Source organism: Microbacterium horticulturae, from assembly GCF_029094505.1.
GTDB lineage: Bacteria > Actinomycetota > Actinomycetes > Actinomycetales > Microbacteriaceae > Microbacterium > Microbacterium horticulturae.
Map to the genome: position 1 here is coordinate 2,593,870 of NZ_CP119108.1, position 23,404 is coordinate 2,617,273.

The following is a 23,404-nucleotide window of genomic DNA, read 5'->3' on the forward strand; positions in this document are numbered from 1 at the left end:
CCTTACATGCCTGCCTTCGCACCCGTGCCGTGCCCCCGGATCCAGACAGTGGATGCCACCGCCGCCCCGTTCGCTCTCTCCGAGGCATCGCGCCTCGTGACCGTGCCCGCGGGGCGCGCGACCGCGGAGCTCGCCGCGGCCGCTCTGGCGCCGGTCGTCGGGCGCACGCTCGAGGTCGCCGACGACCTCCGCCCCGCCGACGGCGACCTCGTACTCGAGTACCTCGCCGAGGACACACCGGAGACGTACACGCTCACCGTCGAACCCACCCGCATCCGCGTTCTGGGCGGTGACGAGGCCGGCCTGTTCTACGGCGTGCAGACCCTCGTGCAGTTGCTCGCGGCATCCCCCACCATCCCCGCCCAGACCATCGACGACGCTCCCCGCTTCGCCTACCGCGGCGTGATGCTCGACGTCGCGCGCCACTTCTTCCCCGTCGAGGTCGTCGAGGGCTACATCGACCGGGCCGCGGCGCTCAAGTTCAACGCCCTGCACCTGCATCTGACCGACGACCAGGGCTGGCGCATCCGCATCGACAGCCGCCCCGAGCTGACCGACAACGCGTCGGGCACCTCCGCTCTCGGCGATCCCGGCGGGTTCTACTCGAAGGACGACTACGCGCGCATCGTACGGCACGCGGCATCCCGCCACATGATCGTCGTGCCCGAGGTCGACGCTCCCAGCCACACGCACGCGATCAGCCTCGCCTACCCTGAGCTCATGGAGCCCATCGTGCTCTCCGACCACATCCGCGAGGTCGTCGACGTCTACGGCGGGGGGATACCGGAGGCCGGGCGCCCCTACACCGGTTTCGCCGTCGGCTTCTCGGCGCTGAAGGCGCACGACGACGCGACCTACGCGTTCCTCGGCGACGTGTACCGCGAACTGGCCGAGATGACCCCGGGCCCGTATCTGCACGTGGGCGGCGACGAGGCACTGGGCATGAGCGACGACGACTTCGCAGTGTTCATGGACCGCGCGACGGCGCTGGTCTCAGACCTCGGCAAGACGCCGATCGCGTGGCACGAGGCCGGTTCGTCATCCGGGCTCTCGCCCGACACCATCGGGCAGTACTGGGGCTTCGTCACGCCCACCGACGGCATGGACGAGAAGACCCGCACGTTCGTGCGCGCAGGCGCCCGCGTCATCCTCTCCCCTGCCGACGCCATCTACCTCGACATGAAGCTGACCGCCGACAGCCCGACCGGCCTGACCTGGGCGAACGGACCCACCAGCGTGCACGACGCCTACGCGTGGGAGCCGACGGCGATCATCGACGGCATCGGCGAGGCCGACATCCTCGGCGTCGAGGCGCCCCTGTGGACCGAGACCGTGCGCACACCCGGCGACATCGACGCGCAGGCGTTCCCGCGGATCGCAGCGGCCGCCGAGGCGGCATGGTCGCCGGCCGCGGCCGCGGCCGTACCCGAGCGCACATGGGACTCGTTCCGCGCCCGCGTCGGCGCCCTCGGACCCCTGTGGCGTGCTCAGGGCATCGCCTTCGCCCCGGCCGACGAGATCGACTGGGCATGACATGAGCGTCGACCGCGTCATCCACTCCGCCCGCCTCGTCGACGAGGGCCAGACGACCGACGACGCCTGGGTCGCGTTCGAGGACGGCACGGTCGCGGGTATGGGCACAGGCGACGACTGGCGCAAACTGGCGCCGCGCGACACCGACGATGCCGGCGGTGCGTGGCTGACGCCCGGATTCGTCGACATCCACGGCCACGGCGGCGGCGGCGCAGCGTTCGACGACGGCGCCGAGGCGATCGCGACGGCCCGCGCGGTGCATCGCGCGCACGGCACGACCCGCGCGGTGCTCTCGCTGGTGACCTCCTCGATCGACGATCTCGTCGCGCGCGTCACGGACATCGCGCAGCTGATGGCGCACGACACGACGATCCTCGGCACACACCTCGAGGGACCGTTTCTCGACATCGGGCACAAGGGCGCGCACACGCCGTCGCTGCTGCGCACGCCGGATGCGACATCCATCGCCCGTCTGCTCGATGCCGGTGCGGGCACCATCCGGCAGATCACCCTGGCCCCCGAACTGCCCGGCGGCCTGGAGGCGGTGCGACGCTTCACCACCGCAGGCGTCGCGGTCGCCGTCGGACACACCGACGCCGATGAGACCGCGGCTCAGGCGGCGTTCGACGCCGGCGCGACGATCCTCACCCACGCGTTCAACGCGATGCACGACATCCACCACCGCGACCCCGGCCCGGTACTGGCCGCGCTGGGAGACGAGCGTGTCACGCTCGAGGTCATCGCCGACGGGGTGCACGTGCATCCCGATGTGATCCGGCTCCTGACGACCGGCGCCCCCGGCCGTGTCGCCCTCATCACCGATGCGATGGCCGCCGCCGGCGCCCCCGACGGCGCATACTCGCTCGGCGGACTCGCCGTGACCGTCGTCGACGGTGTCGCACGGCTCACCGAGGGCGGCGCGATCGCGGGCTCGACCCTCACGCAGGATGCCGCCATCCGCCTGATGGTGCACGAGGTCGGGATGCCGCTGCCTGCCGCCATCGCCGCCGCCACGATCGTGCCCGCCCGGGCCGTCGGCGTCGCCGACCGTTTCGGAGCCCTCACCCCCGGCCATGCGGCCGACGCCGTGCTGCTGGACGAACACCTGACCGCGCAGCGGGTCTGGGTGGACGGCACACCGGCCTGACCCGCGCCGTCGCCGTCGCGCACCTTCGCGGCCGGCGACGTCATGCGCGAGCGCCGGCCACGCCGTCCGCGAGCGCGGGCCGCGTCATCCGCAGCCGCCGGCCGCGTCATCCGCGAGCGCCGGCCACGACATGCGCGAGAACACGCCCGTGCACGCTCTCGTGCGCTCAAAGCGTGCACGGGCGTGTTCTCGCGGAGAGGGGAGGCCGGCGCCGCACCGGCCGGAGCCGTGCCGGCCGACCCGAGCCGCACCGTCTGCCCGAGCCACAGCGGGCCCAAGCCGCGCCGGCCCGCCGGCCGGCGCCGCGACTACGCGACCGCGGCCACCTCGAGCACGAACGCCTGCACCGGCCACAGCGTGGGCAGCTGCAACCCGACCTCACGCAGCACCGCGCCGGGCAGCTGGATCTCGCCGGCCGAGAACCACGGCGGCGCGATCCAGCCGTGCTGCGCCGTGCCGATCTCGTCGCACACGCGCACGCGGTAGACCCTATCCTCCGCAAGGTCGCGCAGCCGCAGTCGCTCGGCGCGGGCGTCTTCGAGGGAGGAGACGGTGGCCGCCACGACCACGGCGGCTGCGGCCTCCGGCGCTGTGAACGCCGTCACCCGCCACGCCGGATCGCGCAGCTCCGGGTGCGAGGTGCGTCCCGAGTGCACGACGGCACGCAGTCGCTTGTACAGCCCGGCGAACGCCGCCACCCGGTCGCTCTCGGCCTCGTCGAGCGCGAACAGGTCCGATTCGAAGCCGGCCGAGCCCATCAAGCTCGTCGCCAACCGGTACGAAAGGTCGGTCGCGCGCCCCGAGCTGTGCGAGACCGCCGGCCCGACGTGCGCGCCGACGAGTTCGGGCGGCAGCAGCAGACCCGTCCAGCGCTGGATGTCTTGTCGTTCGACCGGGTCGTTGGAGTCGCTCGCCCACACCCGGTCGCAGACCGAGAGCGCGCCCAGGTCGGTGCGTGCACCGCCCGATGAGCACGACTCGATCTCCAGGCCGGGGTGCCGGCTCTTCAGCTCGGTGACCATCCGGAGGAACGCAAGCGTCTGCGCGTGCACACCGGGTCGCCCCTCGTGCACGCTCTCGACGAGGTCGCGGTTGTGGTCCCACTTGATCGCGTCAATGCCGAGCTTGCCCACGAGCGCGTCGATCTGCCCGAACACGTGGGCGTAGGCGTCGGGGTTCGCCAGGTCCATCACGTACTGCGTCCGCCACGAGAGCTCGGCGGCGTGGTCGAGGTGTCGCGGATCGTGCTGCAGCCAATCAGGATGCGCGCGGGCGACGTCCGAGCGGAGGCTGACCATCTCGGGCTCGAACCACAGCCCGAACTGCATGCCCAGCTCGTGCACCCGGTCGGCCAGGGGCGCCAGCCCCTCGGGCCACACGGTGCGGTCGACGACCCAGTCACCGAGGCTCGTGGTGTCGTCGCGGCGCCCGGCGAACCAGCCGTCGTCGAGCACGAACCGCTCGAAGCCGAGAGCCGCCGCGCGTTCGGCGAGCGCCCGCAGCCGCGCGGGATCGTGGTCGAAGTAGACGGCCTCCCAGGTGTTGAGCGTGAGAGGACGCGGAGAGACGGGATGCCGCGGCCGGGCCCGCAGCATCGTGTGGGTGCGGGCGGCCAGCCCGTCCATGCCGTCGGCGGAGAACACGAACGCGACAGCCGGTGCCGCATACTCGTCGCCGGCCGCGAGCGTGATCTCGCCCGGCCGCAGGAGCTCGCCGGCGCCGATGCGCGTGAGCTGGTCGGTGACGCGGTCCAGACGGTACGAGGTGTCGGCCGGCCACGCAGCGTGCACGCCCCAGACCGAGCCCGACGCCCACTGCGGCTCACCGACGCTCGCGACGAGCATCGTGGTCGCGTCGTGACCGGGGCGTCCGCGCCGGGTCTGGCGCACGGTCGCGCCGGGCGGCATGGCAGAAACCGTCGGCCGCTTCTCTCGCGACCACCGACCGTCGAACGTGAGCGTGTGCGAGGTCGTCGTCGGCACCGGCAGGCTCGGCTCGAGCCAGTCGACGTCGACCGGCTCGTCGCCGTGGTTGCGCAACACGGCGCGCACCCACACGACGCCGCCGGCGACGACCTCGATCTCTACGCGCAGCCGCAGCCTCGCAACGTCATCGACGGCCTCGACAGTGCACTGCGTCTCGTCGTGCGTGAGCGCATCGAGCTGCCAGCGCGTGCGCAGCAGAACTCCGCTCCGCCGCAGCTGCAGTCCCGGCCGCCCGCTGAACCCGTCGCCCTCGTCGGGCAGGAGCGTCGCGTCCCAGGCCGCATCGAGCGTGCCGGGTGCGGTCTGTCGATCCAGCGCGGTGCCGAGCGTCTCGAGCGCGTCGTCCTCGATACCCAGGGCCGCGCCCCAGTGCAGCATCCGGGGGAGGCCCGGGTGTGCGGCATCCACCACCACGGAGACACCGTCGCGCGCCAGCTCGAACACGTCCGTCATGCTGTCCTCTCAGCCACCGGCGTCTCGGCGACACTCACGTGAGCGTACAGGGGATGCCCCCTGCCGAGCCCCAGCAGCGCCACGGCCCCGTCGCGCCCGTCACCGGCTGGGGCACACAGCTCGATTGCGGGGCGCGCCTCGCCGACCAGCTCGGTGAACCGCCTCAGGATCAGCGCGGACCGGAACACGCCTCCGATGGCGCTCACCGCCCGCACCGCGTCGTCACCGGGCTCGGCCACGTTGCCCAGCGCCGCCGTGGCCGAGTGCGCGAGCTCGCGCGCCGCGGCCAGACAGATGCGGGCGGCCACCGTGTCGTCGGCCGCGGCATCGGTCACCGCCTCGGCGAACCCTGCGACGAGCCGCACCCGGTCGGGATCGGCTTGCAACTGCGTGTACGCCTGCGACGGGTCCGGCCACTGCTCGCGCAGGAGATCCGTGAGCACCGTGGGGGTGCTGCGTCCATCGAATGCCCGCATCGCGGCATCCAGCCCCTCCCGGCCGATCCAGTACGCGCTGCCGGCATCGCCCATGATGTTGCCCCACCCGTCCACGCGCGAGACCTTCGTGCGGCCGACGGCGAGCGTGACCACGCCGGTGCCCGACGCGACCACGGCGCCGCGGCGTTCGCCGAGCGCGCCCAGGTATGCGGTGACGGAGTCGTGCGCAAGCACCACACGCGCGTGCCCGCCCAGCGCCCGTTGCAGCGGAGACGCGTCGGCCTCGAGCTGCGTCAGCCCCGACACCCCCGCGGCGAGCGCGACGAGCGGCTCGTCGTCAGGCGTCAGCGCCCGCGCGATCTCGGCGATCTGCGGCACCAGCGGCCGGTCGGTGCGTACACCGGGCAGCGTCTGATCGCGCACCACGCCGTGAGCAGTGACGTGCGCCTTTACGCCGGTCTGCCCCGCGTCGAGGGCGATGACCGTTCCCGCGCTCATGCGCTCTCCTTCGCCCACGCCGCATACTGCTCAGCCATGTAGGCGTCGGCGGGTTTGCCGTACGGGCAGTAGTCGTCGTTCTCGGCCGCCTCATCGAGCGGATAGAGGGTCGCCGGCCAGTCCCACAGCATGAGTCCGCGCACCCACTCGCGGGCGCGCACCGCCTCGAACATCGCGCGGTAGTACCGCAGCTGTTCGTCGCCCGATGGTGCGCCGGCCAGGCTCCAGTCGTTGGGCCGGGCGGGCGATCCCTCCCGCGAGGGACAGCCCGCCTCCATGAAGAAGAACGGCTTGCCGGTGGATGCCACGGCCCGCTCGATCCGGTCGAGCTGTGCTTCCCACTGGTCGATCGGGTAGTACCCGCTCGACGAGATGACGTCGACGGCGTCCCACCAGGTGACGCGATCCTCCTGATACTTGTCGCAGTTGTAGGTGATCGGCCCGCGGTACACCTCGCGCACCTCGGCGATCAGCCGCCGCCAGTGCGCCTCCTGCCCGTCAGCACGCACCATCTCGCAGCCGATGCAGAGCATCTCGCAGCCCTCGGCCTCGGCGATGCCGGCGGCGTGCACGATGAAGCGCCGGTACTCCTCGAACCAGTCGGACCATGTCGGCTCGCCGGGCACGTCCTGGTCGAAGAACCCGATGTGCGCACGCCAGGTGCCGTCGGCGACGTTGACCACCGGCTTCAGGCACACCTTCAGCCCGAGCCCGTGCGCGGCGCGGACAGCGTGAACGATCTCGGCATCGGTGACGGCGGGCCCGCGCTCGAAAGGGATCGCGGTCGAGAACGGCGTCTCCTGCTCCGCCGCGTACGCGAGAGCGGTCCAGGTCACGCAGCGCTCGCTCATCGCACGCATCGACGCGGCGGCTTCGGGGGTGTCCCAGGTGCCACGGGTGCCGACCCAGCCCCAGGTCATCCCGCAGACGGGTTCGCTCAGCAGCTCGCTCACATCAGCTCGTTTCCGCTGCGCAGCACGCTCGCTGCGGCATCCGCGTCGAGGGTGTCGACACCGCTCACGCGGAAGACGGCCGCTTCACCCGGCAGCAGCGTCACAAGTCCGCGATCGACCCTGGCCGTCGGCGCGAGCGGGTCGACAAGCAGCGTGGCGTCGCGCAGCAGCCCTTCGGCGGTCACGGTCACGTCGAACCCGTCACCGGCGGGCTGCACCGCCACCCGCGCTCGAGGGGCTGCGAGCGAACTGTCACGCGGCTCGGCGAAGAACCACACGCCCCGCGTGTCGAGGGCTTCGACGACGAGGAGTTCTGCTGCAGCATCCCCCGCCGTCGCCACCGTGGCTGCGATCGGCAGCGTCTGCGAGGTGCGCGGAGGGAGGGATGCCGCGGCCCGCACCTGGGCGAGCAAACCACCGTCGAAGTCGCGCCGGGTGACGATCACTTCACCCTCCCACGGCTCGTCGGTGTCATTGCCCAGCACGGCGGCCAGGCCGTCGCCGTCGGGCTCGATGACCACGACCCGCGGCGCGAAAGCGTTCTGCAGCGCGAAGAACAGCGGTTTCTCGTGCCCGTCACCGTCGATCGCCGCCCATGAGGTGACCGGCCAGCAGTCGTTGAGCTGCCAGACGATCGCCCCCGAGGTGTGCGGGGCGTGGGCGCGGAACCAGTCCAGCGCCGCCGTCACCGCATTCGCCTGGTTCAGCTGCATCGCCCAGTGCCAGCGCCCCATCTCAACGGGCACCCGGTAATGCGCGACCAGCCCGCGGCTCATTTTGGTGTTGCCGTCGAGCGCCTTCTGATGCACGATCATGCCCGGCGACTCGGGGGTCAGCGGGTCGTCGCTCACCGCCCGCGTCAGCGTCGACCAGGCCGGGGGCCCCTGCCACCCGAACTCGGCGACGAAGCGCGGTGTGTGCTCACGGTAGGTCGGCCAGTCGCGCTGGTTCCACTGCTCCCACAGATGCACCGACCCGTGGGCCTCATCGTTCGGGTGCCGTGCCTCGTCGGGGCTGAAGGGGCTGCCAGGTATGTACGGCACGTGCGGCGCACGCTCGGCGACGATCGCCGGCAGCAGCTCACGGTAGTAGTGCTCGCCCCACGTGCGCCCGTCGAGCAGCTCGTCCCAGCCCCACTCCTCGTGGCCCCAGATGTTCTCGTTGTTGCCGCACAGCAGCGCCAGCGATGCATGGTGCGCGATGCGGTCGACGTTCTGCCGGGCCTCGGCCGCGATCTCGCTGCGCAGCGGCTCCTCCTCGGGGTACGCGGCGCACGCGAAGAGGAAGTCCTGCCAGGTCAGCAGCCCCAGTTCGTCGCACACATCGTAGAAGTCGTCGGACTCGTAGACACCGCCACCCCATACCCGCACGAGGTTGACGTGGGCCGCACGCGCCTGGCCGAGCCGGCGCGCGTAACGCTCGCGGTCGACGCGGCTCGGGAAGGCGTCGTCGGGAATCCAGTTCACTCCCTTCACGAAGATCGGTCGACCGTTGACGATCAGCTGGAACGGGGTGCCTGCGGCATCCGGCGTCATCTCCCAGCACAGCGTGCGGAACCCGACCCGGCGCGTGGTCTTATCGATCGTGTCGGCGCCCGCCTGCAGCGCGACGTGCACGTCGTAGAGCGGCTGCGCGCCGTGGCCGGCGGGCCACCAGCGCTCGACGTGGTCGAGCTCGACGACAGCGGTCGCGTCGGTGTCGCCCGCCGGAATGCCGACGGCGGTGGATGCCCCGGCCACATCGACCACGAGACGCAGCGGCGTCTCGTCGGCCCGGCTGACGCAGGCGGTGACCTCGACGCGGCCGTCGTCGCCTGCCGGCGTTGCTACCACGCGCACATCGCCCAGCCGCGCGCTCGCCCATGACTCGAGGCGCACCGGCCGCCAGATGCCGCTCGTTGCGGTGACGATCCCCCAGTCCCAGCCGAAGCTGCACGCCGATTTGCGGATGGCCTCGTACGGGGTCGGGTATGGCCGCGGGCGCGGCCCGTAGACAAGGCTCTGCGCGTCGGCGTACTTCACCGGGCTGCGGAACGCGACGACCAGGTGGTTCGTGCCGGCCCGCAGAACCCCGGTGACGTCGATGCGATGCGTGCGGTGCTGGTTCTGCACCCGGGCGATCTCGGAGCCGTTCAGCGTGACGGTCGCAACGGTGTCGAGCCCGTCGAACACGAGCTCGTGCCGGCGTCCGCCCACCGCGTCGGCCGACACCTCGAATTCCGTCTCGTAGGTCCAGTCCGTCAGCCCGATCCAGGCCAGCAGCGCCTCATTGTCATCGAGATACGGGTCGGGGATGAGCCCTTCGCGCATGAGGTCGAGGTGCACCACTCCCGGCACGACGGCCGGGACTGCGGCATCCCCCACCTCCGCGGGAACGGGGCCGGCCACGGCACGCAGCGACCACCCCTCGTGCAGGAGGCGACGCTGGACGGTGGATGCTGAAGTCACTTGACGGCTCCGGAGGTCAGACCCTTGTAGATCCACTTCTGCAGGAACAGGAAGGCGACCAGGGTCGGGATGATGACGATGATGGTTCCGGCGGCGATGATCTCCCAGTGCGCGCCGAAGGGGCCCTTGAATCGGAACAGCGACGTCGAGATGAACCCCTGCGACGGCAGGTAGAGGAAGGCCGCGTAGAACTCGTTGTAGACGGCGATGCCCTTGATGATGATCACGGTGGCGATCGCGGGCTTGAGCAGCGGCAGCACGACCCGCCAGTAGATCGTCCAGCGGTTGGCGCCGTCGATCATCGCGGCCTCGTCGAGCGAGATCGGGATCGACTGCATGAACTGGATGAACAGGTACAGGGCTATGACGTCCGTGCCCATGAACAGCAGGATCAGCGCCGCCTTGGTGTCGTAGAGGCCCATCCCGTTGATCAGCTGGAAGGTGGCGACCTGGCTGGTGACGCTGGGAATCAGCGTCGCGACCAGGAACAGGCCCATGACGAGCTTCTTGCCACGGAACGCGAAGCGGTCCAGGGCGTACGCGGCCATCGTGCCGATGAAAACGGTTCCCACCAGCGACACCGCGAGCACGATGGCCGTGTTGATGAAGCCCTCGAGCATCGCACCGTTGGTGAAGGCGGTCACGAAGTTGTCGAGGTCGAACCAGTTCTGCGGCGGAGTGAACGGGCCGGTCGCCGCGTACTCCTTGGCGCTCTTCAGGCTGGCGAACAACACGACCGTCAGCGGCAGCAGCGTCACGACGCTGGCCACGATCAGGCTCGTGTACTTCGCGGTCTGGGCAGACATCGACCGCAGCCGCATGGCCGGGGTCAGCCCGCTGCGAGGCCGGGTGGCGATGGTCATGTCAGGTCCACTTTCTCGTCGGGGAACACTTTTCGCTGGATCCATGTCACGATCAGCACGATCATCAGCAGGACCACCGCCATCGCCGAGGCCAGGCCCACCCCGCGGAAGGTGAAGGCAGTCTGGATCGTCTCGATCACGAACGTCGACGACCCGTTCGCGCCGCCGGTCATGATGAACGGGATCTCGAAGACCGACAGGCTGCCCGAGATCGCGAGGATGAAGCTGAGGCCGACCACTCGCCGGATTCCGGGGAGGATGATGGCCCAGAACTGCTGCCACCGGCTGGCGCCGTCGAGCTCGGCCGCCTCGTACAGCTCGTGCGGCAGGGACTGGATCGCGCCGAGGAACAGCACGAAGTTCATGCCGGTGTAGCGCCACACGCTCGTGCCCGCCAGCGACCAGTTCACCAGGTTCGGGTCGCCCAGCCACTGGGGCGGATCGCCCACCCCGAACCACGACAGCACGGTGTCGAGCGTGCCGCCGGGCTGGAACAGGTAGAGGAACACGAAACCGATAGCGACGCCGTTGATGAGGTAGGGGAAGAAGAGGATGCCGCGGAACAGGTTCGAGAACCGGGTGCGGAAGCTGAGGATCGTCGCGAAATACAGCGCGATGGCCATCTGCGCGAACGAGGCGGCGAAATAGTAGAGGCTCACGAAGAAGACCCGGAAGATGCTCGGGTCGGTGAACACGTCGATGTAGTTCTGGAGCCCGACGAAGTTCTTCGTCTGGTCGATGCCGTCCCAGTCGGTGAAGGAGTAGTAGACGAGGTTCACCGCGGGCCAGTACGTGAACAGCAGCAGCAGCCCGACCCCGATCGCGAGGAAGTACCACGGGGTGAGCCGTCGGAGAAGGCTGCCCGCGTGCCGGCCGGAGCGGCCGGTTCTGCGGGATCGGCCGCGGAACCGGCGCGCCCGGCCGGGCGCGATGAGGGCGGCAGTGGCCGTCGGATGGTCCGTTCTGGAGGTCTGCATCACCATGTCTCCGCCGCCCTCATCTCACTTGGCGAGCTTCTCGACGGAAGCGCCCCAGGCCTTGTTCAGCTCGGCGAAGTAGCTCGCCTTGTCGCCGTCGGCAGCTCCGCGCGCGATGTCGATGAGCTTCTGCCGGTAGATCTGCCCGTTGATGTCGACCTTCGAGTCGTTGGCGATGTCGCTGAGCAGACTCTCCTGCCCCTGCGGAGCCGGGTTGAGCTCCACGAGCTTGACGCCCGCGGTCTCGAAGTCCTGCAGGTTCTTGGGCAGGTCCGCGTCCTTGAGGGTGGAGATCATGCCCTGGTCGTCGGTGTAGCCCGAGTCGTTCACGAGGAACTGGATGAACGCCCACGCGGCGGCCTTCGATTTCGAGTACTTGCTGACGGCGAGGTTGTAGTCGCCGCCGATCACCGCGTACTGCTGACCGTCGACGTTCGCCGGGAACGCCATGTAGCCGATGTCGTCCGCCGAGGCGCCGTTGTCGGTGGCCGCAGCCTGCATCTGCGAGATCGCCCACGATCCGAGCGTCATCGCACCGATCTTGCCGGTGCCGAGGTCGACCTTCGACTGCTCCCAGTTCGTGGTGAGCGGGTCCTTCTCGGTCAGGCCCGCGGCCACCGAGTCATACAGCAGCGAGTCGATCGCGTACACGTCGCTCCCCTGCGTCCAGGGCGCCTTGTCGTGTGCCATGTCGGTCTGCGCGTCAGGGTTGTCGGTGATGGCGCCGAGGTTGCCGAAGCTCTGCGACAGCGGCCAGCCGTCCTTGTAGTTCGTGTAGAGCGGGATGGCGTCGGTGTTGTCCTTGATCTTCGTGAGGTCGGCGAGCCATTCCTCCTCGGTCTTGGGCAGGGAGGTGATCCCCGCCTCGTTCCAGACCTTCTTGTTGTAGACGATGCCGTTGGCGTTGCCGCCCCAGGCGATGCCGTACTGCGTGCCGTCGTAGCTGGCGCCCGAGAGGAAGCGGTATTTGCTTTCGAAGTCGCTGGTCTTACCCAGCGGCTCAAGGAACTGGCTGAACTGACTGGGCTGGATCGTCGGAATGCCGATGACGTCGCCGAAGTTCTTCGTGCTCATGCGCGTGAGCATCTCGTTGGCGTAGTCGGTGATGCCCTCGACCTTGACGGTGACGTCGGGGTACGTCTTGTTGAACTCCTTGATCCACTTGTCGTACGTGCCGTCCTGAAGCAGATCGGTGCGCCACGTCACGACCTTGATGTCACCCGAGGGCTTTCCGTCGATCGTGTTATCGGCATTGGAGGCCGCAGAGCCTCCCGCGCACGCGGTGAGAGCGAACCCCGCGACCGCGGCGATACCGACAAGGCCGAGCACTGCCTTGCGTCTTGCCATGTGAATACTCCCTTGTATGCGGCCCCGCCCTCGGATCGTTCCGGCGGGGTTGTCGGCGACCACGCTAGGGCGTAATGTCCCGAAAGTAAAGCGCTTTATGTCATCGCTGTCCGATTGTGTCCACGACACCATCGGGCGCATGGATTTTGCCGTGACCAGTGCTTTTACGAGGCGTAATGAAGAATCGAGGTCGCAAATGTCCGTCGAATGTCCCACGCCGTCATCGGGGCGGGATGCCGCGCGCACCGGTGGCTGCGGGTGACCGTGCAGTCGCGCGCGACCCTGGCCGACGTCGCGAAGCTCGCCGGAGTGAGTGCGAAGACGGTCTCGCGCGTGTACGCGCAGCGTGACCGGGTCTCGGCCGAGACCGTCGAGCGGGTGCTGTCGGCGGCCAAGCGGCTGCGCTTCCGGCCGAACTCGCTCGCGCGCAGCCTGCGCCGCGGCGGCCCGTCGAAGACGATCGGGTTCATCATGGGTGAGTTGCTCAACCCCTTCTACTACGGCATCGCCGCCGGGATCGAACGCGAGCTCGCCGCGCACGGCTCCCCGCTCATCGTCGCCACCACCGACGACTCCCCTGACGGCGAGGAGCATGTCGCCGACGCCCTCCTCGCGCAGCGCGTGGGCGCGCTGCTGATGATCCCCGTCGGCGATGACCAGTCGTATCTCGAAGGCGAGCGCCAGTTGGGCACGCCGGTCATCGCCATCGACCGCCCGGCCCGCAACCTCGTCGCTGACGCTATAGTGCTCGAGAATCGCACCGGCACGCACACCGCGACCGCGTCGCTCATCGTCCACGGGCATCGCGACATCGCCTATGTCTGCAATCCCGCGTCGGTCTACACACAGCTCGAACGCGTGCAGGGCTATCGTGACGCACTCCGGGATGCCGGACTCCCCGTCGACGGCAGGCACGAGGTGCTCCTCGATGACATGTCGATCCCGCTCGAAGACACCGTTCGCGAACTGCTGTGCGCCCGGGAGGCGCCGACCGCGATCGTCGCCGGCAACAACCGGGCATGCGTGGCTGCCCTCCGCGCGATGCGCGGGCTGCGGCATCCACCCGCCCTCATCGGGTTCGACGACTTCGACACCGCCGACGTGCTCGGCGTGTCGGTGATCGCACACGATCCGGTCGAGATGGGCAGGGCCGCGGCGCGGCTGGCCCTGGAGCGCATGGCTGACCCGGCCGGATTCACGACGCGGGTCGAACTGCCGACCTGGCTCATCCGTCGGGGCAGCGGCGAGCGTCCACCCGAGCGCTGATCCGCCCGCCCGGTCAGCGCACCGGGGCCGCCGTCGAGCCGCGCTCGCGCAGGGCGGGCGTCGAATCCAAGAAGGCCGCCGGCTCAGCGCCGTCGATGACGTCGAACAGCCGGCGGGCGACATGGGCGCCGAACCCGACGACGTCGTGGCTGAGCGCGGTCAGCGGCGGGTAGGTGTGTTCGCAGAGCACCGAGTCGTCCCACGCGATGATCGACACCTCGTCGGGCACGCGCAGGCCGCACTCCCAGACCGCTGACATTCCGGCGACCGCCATGATGTCGTTGTCGTAGACGAAGGCGGTCGGTCGCTCGGCGGCGCGCAGCGCCTCGCGGGTCGCGACGGCCCCGCTCTCGGGTGTGTAGTCGGTGCGCAGCAGCACCGGCTCGAGACCCAGCGCCCGCGTCTCGTCGGTGAAGGCGTCGTCGCGGATGCGGGTGTGCGCCAGAGGTGCCAGGCCCGACACCCGCGCGATGCGCCGATGGCCGAGCGCGGCCAGCGACCGGACGGCCTCGCGCATCGACGACGCGTCGTCGGTCCACACGGTGGGCAACCCGCCCGACACCGAAGGGTCGCCGACCACGACGCACGGCAGCGCACCGTCTTCGCGGAACAGCGGGATGCGCGGGTCGTCGAGCGTGACATCCACGAGCATCACCCCGTCGACGCGACGCGAGTTGCGCCACTTGCGGTGCGTGGCGAGTTCGTGCTCGGGGGTCGGGACCACCTGCAGCAGCAGGCTGTACGAGCGGGAGGCGAGCTCGGACTCGATGCCGGCTAGGAACTGCATGTAGAACGACTCGACGCCGAGGGTGTCGGGATCGCGTGCCAGCACCAGGCCGAAGGTCTCGGTCCGCGCCTCGGCCAGCGACCGGGCCGCGCTGGCCGGCGCCCACCCGAGTTCGTCGGCCACCTGCCGCACCCGGGCACGGGTCTGCTCCGAAACGCCCTTTCGGCCGTTGAGCGCGAACGAGACCGCGCTGATCGAGACGCCGACGCGCTCGGCGATGTCCGAGATCGTGACCCGGCCGGATGAGCGCGGCGAAATGGATGGCACATTGGCACCCTAATCGCGCCGCGCGGTGTCGGGGACCCGCCCCACCGGACCCCCGACACGCAGTCCCCGGCATCCCTCCCCAGCGAATGCGCGACCGAGGAGGCGGAAGCCGACCCCCTGGTGCGCTTCCGCCCCCTCGTGACTGTCTTCGGGTGACAGCCACCTGGACTCCGCCCCCCGGAAGAGAACAGGTTTGTCACCTGGAGAGACGCAGGGCACGGCGGATCATGACGCGACTCTCCGAAAAAGATTCCGCTGCGCCCGAAGACACCGGATTCCACGGCCCCGGGGATGGCGTCTCACGCGTCTCTGGGTCACAATGGAGGTTGCGTCTGCTACCCGAGCCGGCGCCCCACCCCGCCCAGGAGAGACGATGAGATCTCGTCGCAGCGGCGCGCATCGCCCTGCGCTCGATGAGACGGCCGACGCCCAGCTCGTCGAACGCACGCGTGCGGGCGACGTCGATGCCTACGGCGAACTGTGGCGACGGCACTATCCCTCGGGGATCGCGGTGGCGCGCTCGGTCACGTCGTCGATCGACGCCGACGACCTCGTACAAGAGGCCTATACCCGCATCTACCGCTCGATCCGCGGCGGAAGCGGACCGACCGGGGCCTTCCGCCCCTACCTCTTCACCAGCATCCGCAACACCGCCGCCGCCTGGGGACGCGCGCGTCGCGAGACGGCGACGGATGAGTGGGATGCCGTGCCCGACCCCGATTCGGGAGAGCAGGCCGTCGATGACGCCCTTGACCGCGGTCTGACCCATCGCGCATTCCGCAGCCTGCCGACGCGCTGGCAAGAAGTGCTCTGGTACAGCGAGATCGAGCAGATGAAGCCGGCGGCGATCGCCCCGCTGCTGGGAATGAAGGCGAACGCGGTGGCGCAGTTGGCCGTGCGGGCCCGCGAGGGGCTGCGCGCCGCCTGGATCCAGGCCCACCTGCAGTCCGTGGCCGACGGCTCCGACTGCCAGTGGACGATCGAGCGCCTCGGTGCCTACGCGCGCGGCACGCTCGGCAGGCGCGATCGCGGAAAGATCGACACCCACCTCCATGATTGCGCGCGCTGCGCGATCGTAGCCGCCGAGGCGAAGGACGTCTCCGACCGGCTCGCGCTCGTTCTGCTGCCGCTCGTGCTCGGGGCCGGCGCGACAGGGTATGCCGCATGGTTGCAGCTGGGCGCGCCGGTCGCCGCGGTGGCCGGGATGCCGTCGGCCGTCGTGCAGGGAGCGGTCGTCGTCGGGGCGGGCACGGGTGGTGCGAGCGGATCGACGTCTAGTGCCGGCGGGGCCGGAGCGACATCGGGCGGGCTGTTCGCAGGCGCGGGCACCATGGCCGGGCTCGTGACCGCCGGGGTGCTGGTGGTCGGAACCCTCGCCGTCGGGGCCGTCGTCGTGCCGCGGGCTCTGTCCGCATCGACCTCCGATCCGGCGGCCGGGGCGTCGACGGCACTGACGCTGCCCGACACGTCGAACGCGAACGTCGTCGGTGAGGAGCCCGACCCCGAAAATCTGCCGTCCGCACCCGAAGAGAAAAGACCCGAGCAGCCTGCACCGCCGGCACCGCCCGCACCGCCGGTGTCGCCTGTGTCGCCGACGCCCACGCCGCAGCCCCCGGTCGCTGACGGCCCCGAGGCCCCGCCGACACCGGTAGCGCAGCATCCCGTCGTCGTCACGCCCGCCGCGCCGGTCGAAGACGATGCCGACGCGGCGACGGCCGAGCCCGCCGATCCAGCGCCGAGTGAGTCGGCGGAGCCGCAGCCCGGCCCGTCGCCGTCCACCGACCCGTCGCCGTCCACCGACCCGACGCCGACGCCGACGAGGCCGGCAGAACCCGACCCCACGCCCGACCCGACGCCGGGCGACGGCACCGGAATCACCGATCCCGACGAGACGCCGCCGGATGTCGACCCTGACGACACCGCGATCGAGGGTGCCCCCACGCTGGAGAGCGCGAAGCTCGACGGCGTCGCACACCGAAAGCCGGTCATCGCGCTGACGCTGTCGGGCACCCCGGGCGCGACCGTCCGCGTCCTCGTCGACGGCTCGGTCGCGGCCGAAGCGCGCGTGGGAGAAGACGGAGTACTGACTCTCGACGTCACGGTGCCGTGGAGAAGCCTGTGGCACACCACGATCGCCGCGCAGTACGTCGACGGCGATGTGGTCGGCCAGACGACCGCGTCGTCGCTGCTGTCGCTTCTCGCCGGACACGGGCTGTCCCGCGGCTGATCCGCCGGCCCGCTGCGTTCTTCGCTCGACGCGCCCCGCGTGCGGACACAGCGTCGGGGATCTCGGGCGACCCGCCGCCACCAGGACGCGGACACCGGCGTGTCGGGGAGAATCCCCGACCCTGTGCACGCAGAAACCGATCGCGGCACAGCGTAGGGCCGTGTCGCGGTCCGAGGCGTCTCGCGCGGCCCCGAGACCGCCCGGCGAAACCCCGATCTGAGCCCGGGTAGAATGGGGGCATGTCCTCCCCCGACCAGGCCGCGCCCACGCCGGGCGTGCGCAGCCCGCTGACGGCGGTCGACATCCTCGCTCTCGTCTGCGAGCTGTTCGCCTTCTTCACGCTCGCGTTCTGGGGCTTCGCGGGCTGGGCGTTCCCCCTGAACGTCGTCTTCGGACTCGGCCTCCCGGTCATCGCGATCCTGCTGTGGGCGCTGTTCGTGTCGCCCCGCGCGGTGATCCGCGTGCATCCGTTCGTCCGCGCGATCGTCGAGCTGCTCGTCTATCTGAGCGCCACGGTCGCCTGGTGGGATATGGGCCAGGCCTGGATCGGGCTGGTGTTCGCCGTGGTGGCCGTCACCGCCGGAGTCATCGCAGGGCGCCGCCGCTTCGCATGACCTCTCCGGGCGGGGCCGACGGTGCAGACAGCACCGAGACCCTGACCCGCCTGCGTGACGCCCTGGGCGACCGGGTCGACACCTCCCCCGACGCGCTGAGCGCGGCACGCGCCGACAAGTCGGGCCACGCCGCGCCCGGCACTCCGCTGGCGGTCGTGCACGCGGCATCCATCGCCGACGTCCAGGCCGTCCTGCGCATCGCGACCGCCACCGGCGCGCCCGTCGTGCCCCGCGGCGCCGGCACGGGACTGGCGGGCGGCGCCAACACCGGCACCGGCGAGATCGCGCTCTCGCTGCGCGGGATGAACAGCATCCTCGAGGTGCGCCCCGACGACCTGCTGGCCGTCGTCGAGCCCGGCATCCTCAACGCCGACCTCAACGACGCGCTCCATCCGTACGGGGTGTGGTGGGCGCCCGACCCGGCCAGCCGCGCGATCTCGACGGTCGGCGGCAACATCGCCACCGGCGCCGGCGGCCTGCTGTGCGCGAAGTACGGTGTCGTCCGCGACGCGGTGCTGGCACTCGACGTCGTGCTGGCCGACGGCCGCCTCATCCACACCGGACACCGCAGCGTCAAGGGCGTGACCGGACTCGACCTGACCAGCCTTTTCATCGGCTCGGAGGGCGTGCTGGGGGTCGTCGTCGGCGCGACCCTCAAGCTGCGCCGCCTCGTCCCCGGTCAGGTCCGCACGCTCGCCGCGGTCTTCCCCGACGTGCGCGCCGCCGCCGCCGCCTCCGCGGCGGTCACTGCGGCCGGTCTGCAGCCGTCGGTGATGGAACTGATGGATGCCACATGCCTGGCCGCCGCGCACCGGCTGCTGCAGTTGGATCCGCCCGCCGGCGGTGCCCAGCTCACGGTGCAGACCGATGGCGCGACCTCCGCCGACGAGGCCACCGCCATCGCGCAGGTCCTGTGTGACGCCGGCGGCACCGTCGAGATGTCGCGCGACGAAGCCGAGGGCGAGAGGCTCCTGCAGATCCGCCGGTCGATGCATCCGGCGATGGAGACACTCGGCACCACGCTCATCGAAGACGTGTCGGTGCCGCGCAGCCGACTTGCCGAGATGTTCGACGAGATAGCGCGCGTCGAACGCGAGCACGGTGTGGCCATTCCGACCGTCGCGCACGCGGGCGACGGCAACCTGCACCCCAACTTCATCTTCGACGGGCCCGAGGTGCCACAGCGCATCTGGGCCGCAGCCGACGATCTCTTCCGCGCCGCGCTGCGCCTGGGCGGCACCCTCACCGGCGAGCACGGCATCGGCGTGCTCAAGAGCAGGTGGCTGGCCGCCGAGCTCGGCGACGACCAGTGGGAGCTCCAGCGGCGCATCAAAGACGTCTTCGACCCCCAGGGGATCCTCAACCCCGGAAAGGTGTTCGCACCATGACCGCCAAGATCCATGTCAGCGCCGCTGTCGTGATGGATGCCGGGGGCCGTGCGCTCCTGGTCCGAAAACGTGACACCGCCTACTTCATGCAGCCGGGCGGCAAGCCCGAGCCGGGCGAGAACCCGGTGCAGACGCTCATTCGCGAACTGAAGGAGGAGCTCGGCGTGCGGGTGCGCGCCGGCGCGCTGCGCAAACTGGGCCGGTTCCACGCCGCGGCGGCCAACGAGGCAGGCCACGACGTGATCGCCGATGCGTTCAGCCTGCACCTGGCCCCCGCGGCCGTGCGTCCGGCCGCCGAGATCGACGAGGCCCGCTGGGTCACCGCCGATCAGCTCGAGACGCTTCAGGTCGCACCGCTGAGCCGCGACATCCTTCTCCCCCTCGTCTGGCGGGCACGGCACACGAGCAGCGGACCGATCGTCGTGCCCGCGCTCTGAGCCGCGGCATCCCGCTCCTCGCCCGAGGCGAGGGGAAGGGACGAGGCGAGGACCGGAATGCGACTTCTGGCCCTCGCCTCCGCAGATCTCCTCGCCCGAGGCGAAGGCGAAGAGAAAAGGGTCTCTGCCGCCCTGCCTCTTACAGCCCCTGCCAGGCGGGCTTGTTCTCCCAGGTGTAGCGGTAGTAGTCGGCGAAGCGCAGACGTGACGCCGCCGCCTCGTCCACCACGACGCTCACACGCGGGTGCAGCTGAATGGCCGACCCCGGCACCGACGCGGTGACCGGGCCCTCCACAGCGCCGGCCACGGCCTGCGCCTTTCCCTCGCCGAAGGCCAGCAGCACGAGGTGGCGGGCGTGCAGGATCGTGCCGAGCCCCTGCGTGATGCAGTGCGTCGGCACCTGGTCGATCGAGTCGAAGAAGCGCGCGTTGTCGCGCTTGGTCTGCTCGGTGAGCGTCTTCACGCGCGTGGACGACGCGAACGATGACCCCGGCTCGTTGAACCCGATGTGCCCATCGGTGCCGATGCCCAGGATCTGCAGCTCGACACCGCCGGCAGCGGCGATGGCCCGCTCGTAGTCGTCGCCCGCGTGCTCGATCGTCTCCAGCGCCCCGTTCGGCGTGTGGATGCGCTCGGGGGTGAGGCCGAGGGGCTCGACGACCTCGCGCCGGATCACGTTGCGATAGCTTTCGGGATGCTGCGGGTCGATGCCCACGTACTCGTCGAGCGCGAACCCCCGCACCCGCGACACGTCGACGCCCTCCAGCCGGGGGCGCAGCGCCTCGTACACCGGCAGCGGTGTGGAACCGGTCGCCAGGCCCAGCACCACCTCGGGGTCGGCCGCGATGAGCGACGCGATCTCATCGGCGACGAGTGCGCCGGCCGCCGCGGCGTCGGGAACGATGATCACTTCAGCCATGCTTGACAGTCTCCCTTGTTTCCGGTGCGCTCGTCGACCCCACCAGCGCCGCGCCGAGCGCGGCGGCCGGCGACCCCGACGGCAGAAGCTGGATCCGACGCACCAACCCCAGCGAGCGCATGAAATCGGATGCCGCGGCACTTGCTTCCAGTTCGGCGGCGACGCCGCCCAGCAGCCGGTCGCCCAGGCCGCTGAGGCCGCCGCCGATGACGACGACGTCGACATCGGCGGTGAGCACGAGGATCCGCACGGCGGCGGCCACGCCGGCCATCAGCCCGCTGCGCAGCTCGACCGCACGGGCGTCGCCCGCGTCCGCGGCATCCAGCATGTCCACCACGGGAAGGGGTGAAGGCCTGCCCCATCGACGCGCGATCGCCGCGCCGCCCGACAGCGCCTCAACGCAGCCGCGCTGTCCGCATGTGCACGCCGGCCCTCGCGGGTCGACGGCGATGTGCCCCACCTCGCCGGCGGTGCCGTGCGCGCCGCGCCACAGAACGCCGTCGCTGACGATCCCCGCGGCGATGCCGGTGCCCAGGTTCAGGTAGGCCATCGTGCCGCCGGCCGCGCCGCGCAGGGCATCGGCCCCCAGGGCAGCCGCCTTCACGTCGTTCTCCACGCCCACGGGCACGCCCAGTCGAGGGCCGACCGCGGCCGCCAGGTCGAAGTCGGCGATGCCCAGGTTCACCGCGTGCAGAACGTGGGTCGATCCCGGATGCACCTGCCCCGGCATCCCGACCCCGACCGAGGTGATCGCACCGCGGTCCACGCCCGTCGCCACCAGTGCGTCGACCGCATCCAGCACGGTGCGCGCGACGCCGTCGGGTCCCCACCCGGTGGCCAGGCGGACCCGCCCGGCCAGCGTGCCGTGCGCGTCGACCGCGACCGCGTCGGTCTTGGTGCCGCCGATGTCCAACCCGAGTCTCATCGGCCGTCCTCCCCATGGGAGGCGGCTGTCGTCCTGCCGCACATCAGCCCTTGACCGCCCCTGCCGACATGCCCGTCACCAGATGCCGCTGGATGATCAGGAACAGCACGACCACCGGCAGCGAGAACAGCACCGACGCCGCCATCTGACCGCCGTAGTCGACGGGCTGGTTGGGGATCGCGAAACCCGCGAGCCACACCGGCAGCGTGTACATCGTGGTGTCCTTCATGAACGTGAACGCGAGGATGTACTCGTTCCACGCCGTGATGAACCCGAAGATGCTCGTGGAGATGAGGCCCGGCACCACGAGCGGGAACAGGATCCGCCACAGAATGCTCCAGGTGCCGGCCCCGTCCACCATCGCCGCCTCCTCGACCTCGACCGGGATCGAGACGAAGAAGCCGCGCAATGACCAGATGGAGAACGGCAGCACCGCGGCGACATACGCCAGGATCAGGCCGATGTATTTGTTGAGCAGACCCAGGTCGTTGAAGATAAGGAACTGCGGAATCAGCAGCGCCGCACCCGGGAGCATCTGCACCGCGAGGATCATCACCATGATCGTGCGGCGCCCCTTGAACCGGAACCGGCTGAGGGCCGCGGACGCGAACAGGGCGATCAGCAGGGCGAAGACGATGGCGGTGAACACGACCACGACGCTGTTGCGCAGGTTCAGCAGGAAGTCCGTCTTCGACACCGCGTTGACGAAGTTCACCATGGTGGGGTGCAGCGGGATGAACTGCGGATCGGGGGTCATGACGTCCGCCCGCGGCTTGAACGACGTGATCACCATCCAGTAGACCGGGAAGATCCAGATGACGGAGAACACGAGCGCCACGATCGTGGCACCGGTGCGGCGTCGGGGGCGGGAGCGGCGCCCGACCGGGGCGGTCCCTGAGGGGGTGACGACGGCTTGCGTCTCGCTGACGGTGGCGCTCACAGGTCTTCTCCCGAACGAAGCAGGCTCCGGATGTAGAAGCCGCTGATGATCATGAGCATGACGGTCGTCACGACCGCGATCGCCGCGCCGCTGCCGACCTTGAACTGGTTGAACGCGACCAGGTACGACCAGATGCCGAGGGTCGCGGTGCCGTTGTCGGGACCGCCCTGCGTCGTCAGCCAGATCTGGTTGAACACGTTGAAGTCCCAGATGATCGACAGGACCGCGATCAGCAGGATCGTCGGCTTCAGTGCGTTCAGGATGACGGAGAAGTAGATGCGCCACTCACCGGCACCGTCGATGCGGGCCGCTTCGATGAGCGAGCCGTCGACCTGGGTCTGGGCGGCGTAGGTGGTGAGCGCGATGAACGGCACGGCCTGCCAGACCACCAGCATCCAGATGTTGATCAGTGCCAGCGGAGTGCTGTTCCACCACGAGAGGTCGGTCTGGTCGCCGAAGATGCGCAGCTGCGTGATCATCCAGTTGATCACGCCGTAGCCGGGCTGGAAGAGCCAGCCCCACACTTGGGCGGATGCCACGTTCGGCATGCCCCACGCGAAGATGAGGACGATCGTCACGACGTACCGCATCACCGTGCCCAGCTTGGTCATGAGGTGCGAGACGCCGATGCCGATCACGAGGCTGCCGAGGACCATGGCCGCCGTGAACAGCAGCGTGAGAATCGTCGAGTGCCAGAACTGGCTGTCGGTGAAGATGTCGATGTACTGCTGGAACCCGACGCCGTTGTACTCGCCCGTGAACAGCGTGCGCCGATCGTAGTCGGTGAACGAGGTGTAGACGAGGAACACGATCGGCGCCACGATGAGCGCGAGGATCACGATCCCGGCGGGCGAGAGCAGCCACAGCGGGGCGAATCGCGACTGCTTGGTGTATTGGCGAGGGGGCCGTGGCCGCCGCCCGCGCGGGGCGGCGGCCACTCCCTCACCTGCGACGATGGTCGCGGGAGAGGTGCTCATTGCTTCTTTTCGTCGAA

19 protein-coding genes are annotated in these 23,404 nt (G+C 70.1%); 7 read left to right on the forward strand and 12 right to left on the reverse strand.

Annotated elements, in window-relative coordinates; translation table 11 throughout:
* Window positions 1-6: 6 nt before the first annotated feature.
* Both PU630_RS12395 and nagA read left to right on the forward strand, forming a co-directional pair.
* Window positions 7-1,533 carry a family 20 glycosylhydrolase gene (locus PU630_RS12395; RefSeq protein ID WP_275277372.1) on the forward strand — a complete coding sequence of 509 codons (1,527 nt, stop codon included), beginning with the start codon at window positions 7-9 and terminating at the stop codon, window positions 1,531-1,533.
* Window position 1,534: 1 nt separating this feature from the next.
* Entirely contained in the window at window positions 1,535-2,680 is a 1,146-nt protein-coding gene (gene nagA, locus PU630_RS12400) for an N-acetylglucosamine-6-phosphate deacetylase (RefSeq protein ID WP_275277373.1), read from the forward strand.
* A 308-nt stretch (window positions 2,681-2,988) separates the two neighbouring features.
* On the opposite strand, the gene PU630_RS12405 is transcribed toward nagA, so the two are convergent.
* From PU630_RS12405 to PU630_RS12435, 7 genes are read right to left on the reverse strand one after another with little or no spacing between them, the layout of a single operon-like run.
* Window positions 2,989-5,118, reverse strand: a complete 2,130-nt coding sequence (locus PU630_RS12405) for an alpha-galactosidase (RefSeq protein WP_275277374.1) — start codon at window positions 5,116-5,118, stop codon at window positions 2,989-2,991.
* A complete protein-coding gene (locus tag PU630_RS12410; RefSeq protein ID WP_275277375.1) occupies window positions 5,115-6,053 on the reverse strand; it encodes an N-acetylglucosamine kinase in 939 nt (312 codons plus the stop codon). The genes PU630_RS12405 and PU630_RS12410 overlap by 4 nt, the downstream gene beginning before the upstream one ends.
* A complete protein-coding gene (locus tag PU630_RS12415) occupies window positions 6,050-7,006 on the reverse strand; it encodes a glycoside hydrolase family 113 (protein WP_428981952.1) in 957 nt (318 codons plus the stop codon). Before PU630_RS12415 ends, PU630_RS12410 begins: the two co-directional genes overlap by 4 nt.
* The gene (locus PU630_RS12420) at window positions 7,003-9,453 is read right to left on the reverse strand and encodes a glycoside hydrolase family 2 protein (protein WP_275277376.1); all 2,451 of its coding nucleotides are present in this window, start codon (window positions 9,451-9,453) and stop codon (window positions 7,003-7,005) included. Before PU630_RS12420 ends, PU630_RS12415 begins: the two co-directional genes overlap by 4 nt.
* Entirely contained in the window at window positions 9,450-10,316 is an 867-nt protein-coding gene (locus tag PU630_RS12425; RefSeq protein WP_275277377.1) for a carbohydrate ABC transporter permease, read from the reverse strand. The genes PU630_RS12420 and PU630_RS12425 overlap by 4 nt, the downstream gene beginning before the upstream one ends.
* Complete coding sequence (locus PU630_RS12430; protein ID WP_275277378.1) at window positions 10,313-11,293, reverse strand: carbohydrate ABC transporter permease; 981 nt, start codon at window positions 11,291-11,293, stop codon at window positions 10,313-10,315. Before PU630_RS12430 ends, PU630_RS12425 begins: the two co-directional genes overlap by 4 nt.
* Before the next feature lie 24 nt (window positions 11,294-11,317).
* Complete coding sequence (locus PU630_RS12435) at window positions 11,318-12,640, reverse strand: ABC transporter substrate-binding protein (protein ID WP_275277379.1); 1,323 nt, start codon at window positions 12,638-12,640, stop codon at window positions 11,318-11,320.
* A 207-nt stretch (window positions 12,641-12,847) separates the two neighbouring features.
* Here PU630_RS12435 and PU630_RS12440 point away from each other — a divergent pair, with 207 nt between their 5' ends.
* On the forward strand, window positions 12,848-13,906 hold the full coding sequence (locus PU630_RS12440) for a LacI family DNA-binding transcriptional regulator (protein ID WP_275277380.1): 1,059 nt from the start codon (window positions 12,848-12,850) through the stop codon (window positions 13,904-13,906).
* A gap of 13 nt (window positions 13,907-13,919) precedes the next feature.
* Here the strand turns inward: PU630_RS12440 and PU630_RS12445 are convergent, their stop codons facing one another.
* Window positions 13,920-14,960: a LacI family DNA-binding transcriptional regulator gene (locus PU630_RS12445; RefSeq protein WP_275277381.1), complete on the reverse strand. Its 1,041-nt coding sequence runs from the start codon at window positions 14,958-14,960 to the stop codon at window positions 13,920-13,922.
* Between the two features lie 373 nt (window positions 14,961-15,333).
* Here PU630_RS12445 and PU630_RS12450 point away from each other — a divergent pair, with 373 nt between their 5' ends.
* The 4 genes from PU630_RS12450 (at window position 15,334) to PU630_RS12465 (ending at window position 19,626) form a co-directional block, all read left to right on the forward strand.
* The gene (locus PU630_RS12450; RefSeq protein WP_275277382.1) at window positions 15,334-17,187 is read left to right on the forward strand and encodes a sigma-70 family RNA polymerase sigma factor; all 1,854 of its coding nucleotides are present in this window, start codon (window positions 15,334-15,336) and stop codon (window positions 17,185-17,187) included.
* A gap of 239 nt (window positions 17,188-17,426) precedes the next feature.
* Window positions 17,427-17,801 carry a YrdB family protein gene (locus PU630_RS12455; protein ID WP_275277383.1) on the forward strand — a complete coding sequence of 125 codons (375 nt, stop codon included), beginning with the start codon at window positions 17,427-17,429 and terminating at the stop codon, window positions 17,799-17,801.
* Window positions 17,798-19,189 (forward strand): FAD-binding oxidoreductase, encoded by a 1,392-nt coding sequence (locus PU630_RS12460; protein ID WP_275277384.1) that lies wholly within the window; start codon window positions 17,798-17,800, stop codon window positions 19,187-19,189. Before PU630_RS12455 ends, PU630_RS12460 begins: the two co-directional genes overlap by 4 nt.
* The gene (locus PU630_RS12465) at window positions 19,186-19,626 is read left to right on the forward strand and encodes an NUDIX hydrolase (protein WP_275277385.1); all 441 of its coding nucleotides are present in this window, start codon (window positions 19,186-19,188) and stop codon (window positions 19,624-19,626) included. The genes PU630_RS12460 and PU630_RS12465 overlap by 4 nt, the downstream gene beginning before the upstream one ends.
* Window positions 19,627-19,765: 139 nt before the next feature.
* On the opposite strand, the gene PU630_RS12470 is transcribed toward PU630_RS12465, so the two are convergent.
* The 4 genes from PU630_RS12470 to PU630_RS12485 are packed head-to-tail and all read right to left on the reverse strand — an operon-like array spanning window position 19,766 to window position 23,387.
* Window positions 19,766-20,545 carry a glucosamine-6-phosphate deaminase gene (locus PU630_RS12470; protein WP_275277386.1) on the reverse strand — a complete coding sequence of 260 codons (780 nt, stop codon included), beginning with the start codon at window positions 20,543-20,545 and terminating at the stop codon, window positions 19,766-19,768.
* Complete coding sequence (locus PU630_RS12475) at window positions 20,538-21,470, reverse strand: ROK family protein (protein WP_275277387.1); 933 nt, start codon at window positions 21,468-21,470, stop codon at window positions 20,538-20,540. Before PU630_RS12475 ends, PU630_RS12470 begins: the two co-directional genes overlap by 8 nt.
* Window positions 21,471-21,513: 43 nt before the next feature.
* The gene (locus tag PU630_RS12480; protein WP_275277388.1) at window positions 21,514-22,410 is read right to left on the reverse strand and encodes a carbohydrate ABC transporter permease; all 897 of its coding nucleotides are present in this window, start codon (window positions 22,408-22,410) and stop codon (window positions 21,514-21,516) included.
* A complete protein-coding gene (locus tag PU630_RS12485) occupies window positions 22,407-23,387 on the reverse strand; it encodes a carbohydrate ABC transporter permease (RefSeq protein ID WP_275277389.1) in 981 nt (326 codons plus the stop codon). The genes PU630_RS12480 and PU630_RS12485 overlap by 4 nt, the downstream gene beginning before the upstream one ends.
* Window positions 23,388-23,404: the final 17 nt, after the last annotated feature.

Bases quoted from the DNA above. Each gene is read 5' to 3' on its own strand.
- PU630_RS12395 (WP_275277372.1), top strand. From the start codon at position 7: ATGCCTGCCTTCGCACCCGTGCCGTGCCCCCGGATCCAGACAGTGGAT.
- nagA (WP_275277373.1), top strand. From the start codon at position 1,535: ATGAGCGTCGACCGCGTCATCCACTCCGCCCGCCTCGTCGACGAGGGC.
- PU630_RS12405 (WP_275277374.1), bottom strand. From the start codon at position 5,118: ATGACGGACGTGTTCGAGCTGGCGCGCGACGGTGTCTCCGTGGTGGTG.
- PU630_RS12410 (WP_275277375.1), bottom strand. From the start codon at position 6,053: ATGAGCGCGGGAACGGTCATCGCCCTCGACGCGGGGCAGACCGGCGTA.
- PU630_RS12425 (WP_275277377.1), bottom strand. From the start codon at position 10,316: ATGACCATCGCCACCCGGCCTCGCAGCGGGCTGACCCCGGCCATGCGG.
- PU630_RS12430 (WP_275277378.1), bottom strand. From the start codon at position 11,293: ATGCAGACCTCCAGAACGGACCATCCGACGGCCACTGCCGCCCTCATC.
- PU630_RS12435 (WP_275277379.1), bottom strand. From the start codon at position 12,640: ATGGCAAGACGCAAGGCAGTGCTCGGCCTTGTCGGTATCGCCGCGGTC.
- PU630_RS12440 (WP_275277380.1), top strand. From the start codon at position 12,848: ATGTCCCACGCCGTCATCGGGGCGGGATGCCGCGCGCACCGGTGGCTG.
- PU630_RS12450 (WP_275277382.1), top strand. From the start codon at position 15,334: ATGAGATCTCGTCGCAGCGGCGCGCATCGCCCTGCGCTCGATGAGACG.
- PU630_RS12455 (WP_275277383.1), top strand. From the start codon at position 17,427: ATGTCCTCCCCCGACCAGGCCGCGCCCACGCCGGGCGTGCGCAGCCCG.
- PU630_RS12460 (WP_275277384.1), top strand. From the start codon at position 17,798: ATGACCTCTCCGGGCGGGGCCGACGGTGCAGACAGCACCGAGACCCTG.
- PU630_RS12465 (WP_275277385.1), top strand. From the start codon at position 19,186: ATGACCGCCAAGATCCATGTCAGCGCCGCTGTCGTGATGGATGCCGGG.
- PU630_RS12470 (WP_275277386.1), bottom strand. From the start codon at position 20,545: ATGGCTGAAGTGATCATCGTTCCCGACGCCGCGGCGGCCGGCGCACTC.
- PU630_RS12475 (WP_275277387.1), bottom strand. From the start codon at position 21,470: ATGAGACTCGGGTTGGACATCGGCGGCACCAAGACCGACGCGGTCGCG.
- PU630_RS12485 (WP_275277389.1), bottom strand. From the start codon at position 23,387: ATGAGCACCTCTCCCGCGACCATCGTCGCAGGTGAGGGAGTGGCCGCC.